The organism is Chryseobacterium sp. YR221 (assembly GCF_900176315.1).
Taxonomy (GTDB): domain Bacteria; phylum Bacteroidota; class Bacteroidia; order Flavobacteriales; family Weeksellaceae; genus Chryseobacterium; species Chryseobacterium rhizosphaerae.
Genome location: NZ_FWXM01000002.1, coordinates 199,605 through 213,716, shown reverse-complemented (window position 1 = coordinate 213,716; position 14,112 = coordinate 199,605). Strand labels below are relative to the sequence as shown.

The following is a 14,112-nucleotide window of genomic DNA, read 5'->3' as shown; positions in this document are numbered from 1 at the left end:
AATTAATTAAGCTCTCAAATATCTTGAATAAGCATATCCTTCCTGACCGTCAGCAGTTTTCACTTTCCACCAGTCATCAGAAGTCTGCTCAATTAAAGTTACTGAAGAACCTTTTGCCGCTTTTCCTACAACAGCAGCTTCCGTAGAAGGCTCTTGTCTGATATTCAGGTTAGAATCTTCTGTTGCGATCGTTAAAGAAGCACCTGCAGCAAGACCTGCTACCTGTACATCAATATTGATATCTGAAGAAGAATATGTAGAATCAATAGCACCTAAAGCATTCCATACTGCATCTTTTGCAGCAGTGTTTGAAGCATTTCCGGAAACATAAAGAATTCCGTCCTGCTCCTGAACCTGAAGGTTTGAAATTCCTGCAGACTGAGCTGCTGAAACTACACTTGAATATTTATCTTGTAATTCGCTCATCTTAAATTATTTTACAGTTAGGTTATTGTTATATTTTCCAATTTTCAGAGCATCTACAGATTCTTTGATCTTTCTAGCCTGTAAACCTGAAACATTTCCTGTAAGGGTAAGTTGTCCGTTTACAACTTCTACTTTTACAGTTGGGAAATCTTTTACAGCATCCTGAACTTTTTTCTGAACAGCAGGATCTACAGCAGAAGTTGTTTCAACAGGTGCCGCTGCAGGCGCAGGTGCTGCTATAGTAGACATATCCATTACGTCTTTTACTCCACTGATCGCTTTTAATTGTGTGATCATTGCATCCTTAGACTGCTGATCTGCAAAAGTTCCGCTTAAGTGAGCTACACCTTCTTTTACTTCAACAGAAGCATTGGGATTAGAAGTTACTACAGTTGTAGCCTGAGTCTGAAGATCGGCATCAGATACTTTCTTTTTACAAGAAACTGCTCCGAAAGATACAGCTACAGCTAATGCAGCCATTGCGATAGTTTTTTTCATATTGTATATTTATTAATGTTGTTATACAATCAAATGTAATAATAAAATTTGTACCAAAAGAATAAAAAATCAATAAATGTTTCTTAAATTTTTTACAATATTTTATAAACCAGGGATTTAATTTTTAAGTGTTATACATCTTTTCTAGGGTCTTTCCGATCTTTTTTGTTTAGGATTACTAAACAAAATGTTCATTAAAGAATTTCCACTTCATTGGAGAAAACATGTAAACAGCCCTCTTGTTTGTTACAGAATGTTTTACTGTTCAACTATTGTAAGTGAATTATAGGCTCCACTTCCTGAAGTATCAAACTGGCTGACTGTTCCATCAAATGCTACTGTAATCCAGATAAAAGGTCTTAATTTGTCTCCTTTATTTAAATACACACTTACTGTACAAGCTGAGCCTACAGGTACTGCATTAGGACTTCCTCCTGTATCAGAAGCATATCCATTATTTGTTTTTACTCTTTGGGTGATAGTACCCGCTGAATTTCTAACTTCCCAAATTGCCTCTGTTTGATTATTGGCTCCAGTATTCACCTGGCTGGATTGTAATGCGAACGTAAAAGTTGCAAAGTATACACCGTCACGTGGTGCTATGAATTCACCTGTAGCCGGGTTAAAATTTGCAGTCGGAACACCCGAATCAGAGTCTAATTTCTCAGCCCAGTTAGTTAGGTATGAAGATCTTCTTTGAACCACCCCGGATTTAGTTCCTATTTCCGAAGGTACTGCACTTTCAAATACGTATGTATCCTGAGTAATCTTACTTGCCATTACGATGATACGAGGTTTCCCTTTTGGGAAAAAACTAACCCAGGAAGAACCGTCGGAAAATTCTAAATAGCCTTTTACCCCAATAGCAGGACTTGCAACATATCGTAAGGTACCTGCACCTGCTTCGGCAGCTGTTTTTGTAGTATTCCCAATAGCCACAGAACCATTGGTCCCACCACGAAGATCCATAGCTACCTTCGGATTAGCTACCAGCACACCCATTCTTCCGGAAGGGTCAACCACAATATTACCCGCATTTGTTTTAATTTCTACAGGATTTGTCGGATTGGGTACTCCAATTCCTATTTGAGCATTTATATAGCTTACTTGAAGTGATACAATAAGTAAAGTACTAATGCATCTTTTTATTTTATTTTTTGATACCATCATTAAGTGTTTTTATAATTCGCTAATGCTTAAATTATTTAATTTGCTGTCATTTAGTGTGTTTCGCGCGCTGCCAATATTATGCCTTACGCTAAACTTTATAGTATCATCTTTCTTGAGATTGAAAATAGCATTACAATTTCCACTTATATAATTGCTTACTGCACCAGCCTGAAAAGCGGGATAAGAATTTATTGTTTTAAATACCGGAATATTATTAGAGCTTTGGCTGCTTTCTATGGCCGTTTCTATAAATGTATTTTTAGGGATATTTCCATTAGATAATGTGATGCTGAAAGAAACCAAATAAAAACCATCACGTGGAGCTTTGAAAATTCCGCTGGAAGGATCGAAATCTCCACCAGTGCCAGCACCTAAATCAACTGTTTCTACCCAACCGGTAATGACCGTTGATGCAGCACTCGGAATGCTTTGGGCAGAGCTTTTATTAGCGTTTACAAGGGCCTTGGTAGGGGGAGTAAGTGGTAATGCTATCCATTGTTCACCATCAGAATACTCTAAAAATCCACCGGAATTGTAACGTATGGCACCTCCACCTGCTGTAGTAGGACTTTGGGTATTACTGCCCAAACCGATAATTCTTTCGTTACTTGAAGATCGAAGATCAACTTTAGTAACCGGATTTAAAAGGCCAACCCCTAACTGACCGGTTGATGTAACAACGATGTCATTAGATATTTTTGTTGCATCGGGTGTGGAACCATCATCTTTTCCTGCGTCAATGTGTAAAGGCTGTGCAGGATTCGGGATGAAAAACCCTACCTGTGCAGTAGTTTTTATGATAGAAAAAACTAAAATACAAGTGAATAATTTAATTATATTGATTTTCATACTCTATATCTTAATGTTCTATTACGGTTAAATTATTAAATCCATCATCCGGATTTGCGGGATTCAGAGGGTCGGTGGTAACCCGAAGTGGAATAGCACTTGAGGCAAGGTTCTGATACAATCTGACACTTACTCTGGTACCTGCATCCAATGTGAGTGTAACAGTACTTGAGCCTCCAGCCTGTGTGGAGCGTGTAGCATTGGCATCATCAGATGAACCCGTCATAGATTGGCCGAAAGTTTTATAGACACTGGCCAGAACCGTGCTTGTAGCAGGGTTATAAAACTGTGATTCCACTCTGGAGCCATCAGTAATAACAGTACCGTTAAAATTAAATGTTAGTAAAAAAGTATAGGTTCCATTACGGGGAGCTGTAAATTCACCCGAACTGGGGTTAAAGCTATTGCTCATGTCACGTACCTCATTCCAATTAATAATAGTTGTTGCCGAAGCTGTAGGTATTGACTGGCTTACAATTTTCCGAACTACTACCACAGCCTTTTGAGGGGCAACGTAAGCTTTATGCCATACTGTACCATCAGACACTTCAATTTTGGCTCCTACCGGCGTATTATTTACATCATAGCGTACAGCACCTGCTCCTGCTGCATTGGCCAACATACTCGTAGTACCGATACCCAGAGAATTTTCATTTGCTGTTGATCTCATATCTAACTGGACCTGAGGGGTAAGAACTCCCGCTCCAATAAAGCCTGTTACTTTATCGATCACAATATCATTAGAAAGTTGTGCCGGAGTTGGCGTTCCTGAAGTTGGATTATCCTTGGCACCGTCTACGTGGAACATTCCTTGTGGATTACCTGTGCCTATACCAATTTGTGCATTAAATATATTGATAAAAAAACATAGGGGAAGTATCAATATTTTGTATTTTTCTTTTTTCATATTCTCATGTAGAATTTCAAGCAATTAATTAAATGTAGTAAGCGTTAATCATTAGCTATCAATCAGCTTATTTTAAAAATTTCATAAACTGGTTTCAAAAATCAAAAAATGTACATTAAATCTCATGGATAGTATTTTGATTTTTAATGATGCAGTACCTTTAAATTGTTGCGTTTGAGGGAATAAGCAAAATTTAAAGTTTAAAAATTAATTGTACTGCATGCTCTTAAAAACAGATATAAGTTTCATCATAATAAATTTAATTTCTTATAAATTAATGTGTTTTTAGAATCTTATTAATGTAAACGTTAGGTTCTAATCGTTTTATAATATATTTTATGCAAAACTGATAATTTTATGCAATCAATCAAAAAATAACGAATCGATATATTTCGAGACGTTTATAGATTTTAGTATTGCAATTAAGGGCGTTTTAATTGATTGATGGTTAGTTGAATAGATTGTAAACCATCTATTGTTTTTTTTATTTTCAAAATACCCGTCGGGTTATTAAAATTCTACTCTAAAATTAATCCGTTTTGAAGAAAATCTTATGCCAACTGAAAAACCATTATATTTGCGCAAATTGAACTATATATGAAAGGACAGAATAAACTTTTTATAGCAATTATCATTGCACTTATCCTGGGAGTAGGAATTGGAGGAATAGTACATGTAAAATATCCGGAAAGTGCGGAACCTTTTTCCAAGAATATAAAATTATTGGGAACTGTTTTCATCAGATTGGTACAGATGATCATTGCCCCATTGGTATTTACCACTTTGGTTGTTGGGATAGCCAAAATGAGTGATATCAAAATGATCGGAAGGGTAGGGACAAAAGCCATGCTTTGGTTTATTTCTGCTTCTCTGATTTCCCTTTTTATAGGCTTGATGCTGGTAAACTGGCTGGAACCGGGACATGTAACAAAGCTACCAATCCAGGATGTTGCTTCTGCTGAAGACCTTCTTAAAAGCAGCAAAAGTTTTTCTTTGGAAGACTTTGTGAAGCATATGATTCCTAAAAGTTTATTTGAGGCTTTTGCAACTAATGAAGTATTACAGATTGTAGTATTCGCTATTATGTTTGGAGTGGCTTTGGCAAATTTGGGAGAAGAATATGCTCAGCCGGTCGTTAAACTTTTCGATATTATTGCGCACGCTATCCTTAAAATGGTAGGATATATTATGTGGTTTGCTCCTCTGGGAGTATTAGGAGCTATTGCAGCAGTAGTGGCTACTAATGGGTTTGAAATATTTAAAGTCTATGCCATTTATTTAAGAGACTTCTTCTTCGCATTAGGAGTTCTATGGCTTGTTCTTTTACTGGTAGGATATCTGATCTTAGGAAACCGTCTTTTTGATTTATTGAAAAGAATTAAAGAGCCTTTATTGATCGCATTCTCCACAACAAGTTCGGAAGCTGTATTCCCAAAATTGGTGGAAGAGCTTGAGAAATTCGGATGTAACAGCAGAGTAGTATCTTTTATTCTGCCTTTAGGATATTCTTTCAACCTGGATGGAAGTATGATGTATATGACATTTGCCTCTATCTTCATTGCCCAGATCTACGGTATTGAAATGACACTGGGGCAGCAGATCACGATGCTTCTGGTATTAATGCTTACTTCAAAGGGTATTGCCGGAGTTCCAAGAGCTTCACTGGTGATTATTGTGGCTACCTGCTCGATGTTTGGTATTCCCCCGGAAGGAATTGCTTTAATTCTGCCAATTGACCACTTCTGTGATATGGGAAGAAGTATGACAAATGTATTAGGAAATACACTGGCTACTTCTGCAGTTTCTAAGTGGGAAGGACAGTTAACCGAGCCCTTAGATAAAATTTAAAGATTTATCAATGAGTTTAAAAAACTTAGAAATATATAAAAGCCATATTCTTGAATATGGCTTTACTGTTATAAACACTATTTTTTCTCCTGAGGAAATTGATAAAATAAGCTGTGTTCTTGAAAATATAGATACTTCAAAAGAAAATTTCAGGAAATCTGAAGGCCTGTTTGCTATTAGACAGTTTTTAAAAGAACTTCCGGAAATAAAAGACCTCATCTTTAATGAAAATATTCAAAGAGTGGTTAAAGAAATTTTCGGAGAAAAATATTTTGTGGTAAAAAGTATTTATTTTGATAAGCCAGAAACCTCTAACTGGTATGTAGCATATCATCAGGATCTCACTATTTCTGTAGATAAAAAATTGGATGTACCCGATTTCGGCCCTTGGACCACAAAACAAAACCAGTTTGCCGTTCAGCCTCCGCTACCTATACTGGAGAATATTTATACCATCAGAATTCATCTGGATGATACGGATGAAAATAATGGAGCCTTAAAAGTGGTTCCAAAATCCCACTCCAAAGGAATTTACAGACCTGAAACTATCGATTGGAAGGTGGAAACTGAAGAAATATGCAATGTAGAAAAAGGGGGAATCATGATTATGAAACCTCTTACCCTTCATGGTTCCAACAGGACCACCAACGGTAAAAAGAGAAGAGTGATCCATATAGAATTTTCTGACATGGAACTTCCGGAAGTCCTGCAATGGTCTGAAAGAATACATTGAGATAAGAAACAAACCCCTCTTCAAATTCTGTAGAGGGGTTTGTTTTAGCTTTAATCAGAGTATAGTATTTCACTGTCAGGATCTTCAATACTTTCCTGATCGTAACAGAAAAACAATAGAAATTCTTTTTCTCGTTTTATTTTGCAGAGATTTCATCAATAAAGATATAAGCATCTCCACCGGCGCCCTGATGCCATTCCGGAAGCTTTCCGAAATAATAAGCTTTTACTTTGAGATATCTGGCTTCGGTAGGAAGTATTTCCGTTGCAAAGTCTTGTATCTGAACCTTTTCGTCTTTAGGATCGATCGTATTATCTATTGTTTTCAAAAGAATAAAGTCTTTACCATTCATAGAAACATAATATTCCACTTTTTTGGGCATCAGGATCCAGGCTTTACTGTCCTGAAGATAGGTGGAAGATAGTTTTGTGATCTGCTGAGGAGATTGGAAATCAATAATTGCTTCGAAATTCTGCCCCTGATATCCATGCCATTCCCCTTTTCGCCAGTTGATATCTCCTCTGATTCCGTCAATTAATGCCAGTTTTCCATTAGCTGTATACTGAGGAGTGGCTTTTGAAAGAATATGGATATCCCAATAATTCGGTCTTCTGTTAAAATTGGCTACTGTGGCAGAGCTTTTCTCACCATTTTTTTCGGCATATGCGAGAACCTGAGTCGTTTTTGTGATAGAGAAAGGTCCTTTATAAGGAATGAATGTTTTTCTTTTATTGGCATCACTTTCATCCATAGTCATATAATACACTTTATCACCGGGGTGTAATGGAGTAATCTCAACCTTTGTAGAAAAGTCAAAAATCCGGTCAGCTGAAATTATAGGGGAAGCTGTGATCTGATCATACTTAAAATCTTTAAATGATTTTACATTTTCAAATCCCAGTTTTTTAAGTTCTGCCTTACCTGTATTTTTGGTAATGGTTTTCGTAGTTCCGTCTTCAAGATGAATTTTAACCTCATCAAAATAAGGAGTAGTTGTTGCCCATTCAGGTAATCCCGGGGTTACAGAATAAATTCCCATTGAGCTTAGCACATACCAGGCACTCATCTGTCCGCAGTCTTCATTTCCAATAAGTCCGTCCGGTGTATTTTTATAAAAATTATCAAGGATATATTTAATTTTAGCATCTGTTTTTTCAGGTTTATCTACAAAATTGTAGAGATAAGCAATATGATGACTCGGTTCATTTCCCTGCGCATACTGGCCCATTAACCCTGTAATATCTACCTGCTCTCTGCCTGTTGTCTTATCCGGAGCAGCGAAGATGGCATCAATGAACTTTTCAAATTTCTCTTTTCCGCCATGAGCTGCAATAAGACCGGGAATATCCTGTTGTACGGAATACGAATAATGCCATGAATTTCCTTCTGTATAATTATTGTTTACCTCTCTCGGATCAAAAGGTTCATACCATTTTCCATTCTTTCTGGGTTGCATAAATCCGTTCGTAGGATTATAGAGGTTTTTCCAGTTTTGAGAACGTTTCATGAAATACTGATAATCTTCTTTCTTACCTAAAATTTTAGCCATTTGAGCAATACACCAGTCATCATAGGCATATTCTACTGTTTTGGAAACACTCTCAGACTCATCATCTATGCTGATGTAATTATTATGCTTGTAGGCATTTAACCCAAAAATATCCAGCATGGCAGAATTCTTTGACGCCTGAAAAGCTTTTTCATAATCAAATCCCTGAATTCCTTTAGCCATAGCATCGGCAATTACAGAAACAGCATGATAACCGATCATGCATTCTGTTTCATTGGAAGCCAGCTCCCATACAGGAAGTTTTCCTCCCTGCTCATATTGTTTGATAAAGGTGTTGACAAAATCGGCGGTTCTTTTTCTGTCAATTAAAGTCATCAGAGGGTGTGCTCCCCTGAAGGTATCCCAAAGCGAAAACACGGTATAATAATCGAAGTCTTTGGCTATATAAAGCTTATTATCACGGCCTCTGTATTTTCCATCAGTATCCATATTGATATTAGGCTGTGTAAAAACATGGTACAATGCCGTATAAAAAACAGAGAGTTTGTTTTTATCCTCAGACTTTACCTCTATTTTTGAAAGCTCTTTATCCCAATCTGTTTCAGCCTGTTTTTTTACTGTTTCAAAATCCTTCATCTGTCCTTCTGCCAGCATATTTTTTTCTGCCCCTTCATAGCCTGTAGGGGAAATGGAAACTTTTATATTGATTTTTTCTCCCTTTTTAACCTCTGCAGAAAATGCCAAAGCCAGTTTTGTTCCGGTATAAAGGTTGGCCTCCTGTTTTCCGTTAACTTCCTTCTTAGAGATTTTCATAGGTTTAGAAAATTCAATTCTGGAATAGATATACTGATTGGTTGCCCAGGCTTCACTTCTTCTGAAAACTTCAATGGTTTTATCATCAATGATTTTTACTTCACCTTCCAGCAATTTGTCTCTATGGTTGAGGTCCAGAATAATATTAGCATTTCCGGCATTATTGAAAGTATACTCGTGATAGCCGACTCTTTTGGTAGTGGTAAGGCGGACGTTGATGTTGTTTTTATCTAATTTTACAGTATAAAATCCGGCAGTAGCTTTTTCGTTCTTATGTGAAAATTTTGAAGAATAGTCTTTACTATTCAGACTTGGATTGCCCATCGTAGGCATAAGCATAATATCTCCATAATCAGAAACCCCGGTTCCATTCAGGTGAGTATGGGAAAACCCATAGATCACCGAATCCGAATAATGATATCCGCTGCATCCGTCCCAGCTTCCGTCTATTCTGGTATCCGGAGAAAGCTGTACCATTCCGAAAGGAACTATAGCGCCCGGAAAAGTATGACCATGACCTCCTGTCCCTATGAACGGATTGACATATTGTGAATAGTTCTGAGCAGAAATAATCTGGGTAACAAATAAAGAAAACGTGATGAGCCCTTTTTTCATATTCTAATTTTATAATAGCGAATATATTGAAAAACAGCAAAACAGATGTAATAAAAGAATGGTATAGCTTGTCCTATAAAAAACGATCATAATTCATGAAGAGAATATTTTTGTCAGGAATACTCCTGCTTCCGGCAATTGCTTTTTCACAAAGTATAACGGGAAAAATCACACAAACCGGACATGAGGTTTCCTACGTTGAAGTAGTAGCTGTAAAAGGTGAGAAGAAACAAACTGTTATTTCGGATGAAAAAGGAAATTATTCACTGAAACTTTTGGAGAAAGGAAATTACCATATACAACTTATACAGGAAGGAGTGGAAGTATTCAATAAGGATATTACGGTAAGTGGAGATCTGAAACAGGATTTTTTTATTGAAAAAAAGAAAGAACAGCAGATCGAAGGAGTTAGTCTTACCGCCAGAAAAAAACTGATTGAGAGAAAGGCAGACCGATTGGTTTTCAATGTTGCTAACTCCATTGCCTCACAGGGAATGGATGGGGCAGATGCTCTTGCAACAACACCATTGGTTAAAATAGATGATAATACAGGAGTTTCCATTGTTGGGAAAAATGGGGTAGCGGTAATGGTAAACGACAGGATACTGAACTTTTCACCCACCGAGCTTGTAACCTACCTTAAGAGTCTGCGATCTGAAAATATCGAAAAAATAGAAGTCATTACCTCACCGCCTGCCAAATACGAAGCACAGGGAAATAGCGGACTGATCAATATTGTGTTGAAGAAGAATCAGAATCTGGGATGGAGCGGAAGTTTTACGACAAGTCTTCAGCAGCAAACGTATACAGGAACATCCAATAGTGCAACCGTCAATTATCAGAACGAAAAGCTCCGTTCTTCATTGAAATTAAGACAGAATAAATATGACAAACATTCATATGAAAATTACTGGATAGAAGGTGCAGATGGTCTTAAAAGTAACGACAACAGAAAAGATTTCGGTGACGGGTTGGGCGCTAATCTAAGTATTGACTATCAGTTGGGGAATAAGTCTAATATAGGCTTTATCTATGATTATGGATTCGGCCACTCCAATATGAATATCACAAATACGTCGAACTATTTTCAGAATGACAACTATACCAATACACTACTTACGTATGCAGAACACAGAGCAACAGGGAAGCAGCATACGGCAAGTGCCTATTATGATCTGAAATTCGGAAAACAGGATCATAAGCTGAGCATTACAGGAAATTATTTTTCCAATGTTCCTGAAACGACCATTGATTTTACAACAACGGAAAACCTGGGAGACCGCTTTGTGGTAAAATCTCCTTCAACGGTAGATTATAAAATCTATTCCGGGCAGGCCGATCTTACCTTACCTTATCAGTTTGCAAAAACCGAAACAGGTGTGAAGTTCACTAATTTTGATAATAATTCTAATATATCCTATCAGAATCTGATCAATGGAAATTATGTGACAGATCCATTAAAAAGCAATCAGTTTGAATATAATGAGAAAAATTATGCCGCCTATATCAGCTTTGAAAAATCTTTCAATGAAAAATGGTCGGCAAAAGCTGGGCTTCGCTATGAATACGCTGTTGTTAACGGAAATTCTTTAACCTCAGGACAGCAGACAGAGAATTCTTATGGGAAATTTTTTCCAACGGCTTATGTCACCTATAAAAGTAATGAAAATCATACCTTCAATCTTAATTATTCCAAAAGGATCAACAGGCCCGGATTCCGGGCGATCAATCCATATCGCTGGTACATCAATATCAATTCTTACTTTACAGGGAATCCGTTTCTGAAACCTTCTATCAATCACAATTTTGAACTGTCCTATGTCTACAAAGGAAAACTGTCAGCTTCTGCTTATTTTCAGAGAACTTTGGATGCGTTTGGTCAGCTGGCGAACCTGAAAAATGAAAACAGGATCAGTACTTTTGAAAACTACTACAATCAGAACAGTATGGGAGTTTCCCTTAACTATTCAGATACTTTTTTCAAAATGTGGGAAGCGAATTATTCAGCCAATTATTCTTATATGAATACAACTGTTTTTGCAACCGATGCCGTTTCCAGAAAAGGAAACAGCTACGATTTCGATGTTCAGAATACTCTGGGACTTACTAAGGGCAAAACAATTCAGTTGATTCTCAATTATTGGTTCCGTTTACCTTCAAATTCAGGAAATATGTATATGGATTTTGCCGGAGTTTTTACGTCAGGGCTTAAGTTGAGCTTTATGGAAAGGAACCTTCAGGTGAATGTAATGGTTTCCGATATTTTTAAGCAAGGGAAAAGTATTGGTAAAATTTATTATACGACAGGAACCCATTCTTACAATAATTATTACGATGCCAGAAGACTAACAGTATCGGCCACTTATACTTTTGGAAACAAAAAGGTAAAAGGAGCCAGCCGTCATGTGAATTTTGATGAGAAGAACAGAGCGAATTAGGAAAGGAAGTTAGAAAAAGGCCATTATTATTGGACTTTTAAATTGCTGAAAACTATAAGTTATTAGGATACTCCTTTACATTCAAATCTATAGGGTTTCGCAAAAATAGCTTTCAAAAAATCCGGAGTAATATCTATACTTCTCCCTCAAAGAAATCTTGAAGATACAGCTCCTGATCATTCTCTCTTCTTTCTGTTCCCAGGTATTTTTTCCATGCCCGGGATTCATAATATACAATTCCCATTTCCCAGACACAATAAGTGGGGAGATGGGTTTTATTTCTGTCCCATATTTCAAATGTTCCCGAACCATCATAGTATACACTTTCCCATAATTCATTTTCACTTCGCCATGTGCAGACCAAAAGAAGATAGTTTTCTCCACATCGGTGCATGATAACAAAGCCAAGATCATTGATCTCCTGAAAATTTTCACCGGCATTTTCTATGGCAAGTTGGGCATTTTTGATGTCTTGGGAAGAAATTTCGGAAAGATTTCCGGCAAGGTCATACCATTTGAACCTGGTCTTTCCAACGTTGAAAATTCCTTTGGGAGAAGCATATTTAGATGGGTAAGCAGTATTTTTCATACATTATTTTGTGTGACGGAGAAAAAGTCAGAATGAAAAAATAGAATAAACAACATTTTTAATCATCTGATTTATCACCTGATATTATAGATTTTATTGATTCTAAATTACCGAAAAAATCCGTAAATTTGTAAACAATTTATATTTATATGTTGACGAAAGAAAAGGTTCAAAATTTCCTTAAAGAAATAGAAGTAGACGATTTAGTGAATAATTTTCAGATTATGGGTGAAGATGTTTATATTGACATGACCGCTCATTCGCCTGCAATGCATGAAAAGAAAAAGCTGGAGGCTGCAATGAAGCAGGCTTTTGCCAGTGAGTTTGGAGAAAATGTTCATTTAAAACTTAAAATCGTTTCTCCGGAGCCTAGTGAAATTCAGCAAAGTCAGATCAAAGGAAAACAAATTCCCGGGATTCAAAATATTATCGCTATTGCTTCCGGAAAAGGAGGAGTAGGAAAGTCTACTGTTTCTGCAAATATGGCAGTAACATTGGCTAAAATGGGCTTTAAAGTTGGGTTATTGGATGCCGATATTTACGGACCATCAGTACCTACTATGTTCGATACAGAAGGCGCAAAACCCATTTCTGTAGATGTTGGTGGTAAAAGCATGATGAAGCCTATTGAAAATTATGGGGTGAAAATGCTTTCTATAGGATATTTCTCAGGAGCTAATCAGGCTGTGGTATGGAGAGGTCCAATGGCTTCAAAAGCATTGAACCAAATGATCAGAGATGCAGCGTGGGGAGAATTGGATTTCTTATTAATAGATCTTCCTCCGGGAACAGGTGATATTCACTTATCAATTATCCAGGAAGTTCCTGTTACAGGTGCTGTAATTGTAAGTACACCTCAGCATGTAGCATTGGCAGATGTAAGAAAAGGTATTGCAATGTTCCAGATGGAAAGTATTAATATTCCTGTTCTTGGATTAATCGAAAATATGGCGTATTTTACACCGGATGAACTTCCTGAGAATAAATATTATATCTTTGGAAACCAGGGAGCACAGTATCTTGCTGAAGATCTTGGAATTCCGGTGCTTGGAGAAATCCCTTTGATCCAAAGTATCAGAGAAGCCGGAGATGTAGGAAGACCTGCAGCCCTTCAGGAAGGTTCTAAAATTGAAGAAATCTATACAGAAACAGCAAGAAAGATGGTTGAAAGCTTAGTAGAAAGAAATAAGAATATTCCTCCTACTGAAGCTGTAAAGATCTCAACAATGGCAGGGTGCTCACCAAAAGCAAAATAATAATAACTTTCAATCAAATTTGAAAAAACCGAATTGAACTGAAAAAATATGGAAACAAATATAACGCACGAAGATACAGTAACAAGAGTAATGGAAGCTCTGGAAAGCATCAGACCGTTTCTGAATAAGGACGGAGGTGATATTGAGCTTATTGATGTGAAAGATAACCAGGTTTTTGTGAAACTTTTAGGTAACTGTTCCGGATGTTCATTGAACTTTTCAACCCTTAAATTAGGTGTTGAAAATACCATTAAACAACATGCCCCGGAAATTGAAAAAGTAATCAACGTAGAGTAAAACTACATCGGAGATATTTTTAAGACAGATCTTTTTTAAAGGTCTGTCTTTTTTGTTTTCTTATTTATCTATCATTAGCTACCAATAAACCTCACCGGTTTTTAAAACCGGTGAGGTTTGGGTCTGCTAAAGATATTATACCGGGATGTAAGTGTGCCCTACA

Annotated in this window: 12 protein-coding genes; 5 read left to right on the top strand and 7 right to left on the bottom strand. The window is 36.9% G+C overall.

Annotation, left to right across the window (positions count from 1 at the left end; translation table 11 throughout):
* Positions 1-6: 6 nt before the first annotated feature.
* The 5 genes from B8967_RS05925 to B8967_RS05905 all read right to left on the bottom strand — a co-directional run bounded on the left by B8967_RS05925 (position 7) and on the right by B8967_RS05905 (position 3,850).
* Positions 7-426, bottom strand: a complete 420-nt coding sequence (locus tag B8967_RS05925) for an SH3 domain-containing protein (RefSeq protein ID WP_047492023.1) — start codon at positions 424-426, stop codon at positions 7-9.
* Positions 427-432: 6 nt separating this feature from the next.
* Positions 433-924 (bottom strand): BON domain-containing protein, encoded by a 492-nt coding sequence (locus B8967_RS05920; RefSeq protein WP_047492027.1) that lies wholly within the window; start codon positions 922-924, stop codon positions 433-435.
* A 258-nt stretch (positions 925-1,182) separates the two neighbouring features.
* On the bottom strand, positions 1,183-2,094 hold the full coding sequence (locus B8967_RS05915) for a hypothetical protein (RefSeq protein WP_084085163.1): 912 nt from the start codon (positions 2,092-2,094) through the stop codon (positions 1,183-1,185).
* Positions 2,095-2,103: 9 nt separating this feature from the next.
* Complete coding sequence (locus tag B8967_RS05910) at positions 2,104-2,943, bottom strand: complement C1q domain-containing protein (protein WP_047492035.1); 840 nt, start codon at positions 2,941-2,943, stop codon at positions 2,104-2,106.
* 10 nt (positions 2,944-2,953) lie between these two features.
* Positions 2,954-3,850: a hypothetical protein gene (locus B8967_RS05905; protein ID WP_047492038.1), complete on the bottom strand. Its 897-nt coding sequence runs from the start codon at positions 3,848-3,850 to the stop codon at positions 2,954-2,956.
* A 597-nt stretch (positions 3,851-4,447) separates the two neighbouring features.
* On the opposite strand from B8967_RS05905, the gene B8967_RS05900 reads away from it, so the two are divergent.
* Together B8967_RS05900 and B8967_RS05895 are read left to right on the top strand one after the other, a co-directional pair.
* On the top strand, positions 4,448-5,698 hold the full coding sequence (locus B8967_RS05900; RefSeq protein ID WP_047492041.1) for a dicarboxylate/amino acid:cation symporter: 1,251 nt from the start codon (positions 4,448-4,450) through the stop codon (positions 5,696-5,698).
* Between the two features lie 10 nt (positions 5,699-5,708).
* The gene (locus B8967_RS05895; protein WP_084085161.1) at positions 5,709-6,431 is read left to right on the top strand and encodes a phytanoyl-CoA dioxygenase family protein; all 723 of its coding nucleotides are present in this window, start codon (positions 5,709-5,711) and stop codon (positions 6,429-6,431) included.
* 136 nt (positions 6,432-6,567) lie between these two features.
* Here B8967_RS05895 and B8967_RS05890 read toward each other — a convergent pair whose 3' ends face one another.
* Complete coding sequence (locus tag B8967_RS05890) at positions 6,568-9,369, bottom strand: GH92 family glycosyl hydrolase (protein WP_084085159.1); 2,802 nt, start codon at positions 9,367-9,369, stop codon at positions 6,568-6,570.
* A 95-nt stretch (positions 9,370-9,464) separates the two neighbouring features.
* Here B8967_RS05890 and B8967_RS05885 point away from each other — a divergent pair, with 95 nt between their 5' ends.
* Positions 9,465-11,807: a TonB-dependent receptor gene (locus B8967_RS05885; RefSeq protein WP_084085157.1), complete on the top strand. Its 2,343-nt coding sequence runs from the start codon at positions 9,465-9,467 to the stop codon at positions 11,805-11,807.
* A 133-nt stretch (positions 11,808-11,940) separates the two neighbouring features.
* On the opposite strand, the gene B8967_RS05880 is transcribed toward B8967_RS05885, so the two are convergent.
* Positions 11,941-12,396 (bottom strand): hypothetical protein, encoded by a 456-nt coding sequence (locus tag B8967_RS05880; protein ID WP_084085155.1) that lies wholly within the window; start codon positions 12,394-12,396, stop codon positions 11,941-11,943.
* Between the two features lie 149 nt (positions 12,397-12,545).
* Between B8967_RS05880 and B8967_RS05875 the strand changes: the two genes are divergently transcribed.
* Both B8967_RS05875 and B8967_RS05870 read left to right on the top strand, forming a co-directional pair.
* Positions 12,546-13,652, top strand: coding sequence for an Mrp/NBP35 family ATP-binding protein (locus B8967_RS05875; protein WP_047492057.1), 1,107 nt, complete (start codon positions 12,546-12,548; stop codon positions 13,650-13,652).
* A gap of 48 nt (positions 13,653-13,700) precedes the next feature.
* Positions 13,701-13,949, top strand: coding sequence for a NifU family protein (locus tag B8967_RS05870; RefSeq protein WP_002977212.1), 249 nt, complete (start codon positions 13,701-13,703; stop codon positions 13,947-13,949).
* Positions 13,950-14,112 lie beyond the last annotated feature (163 nt).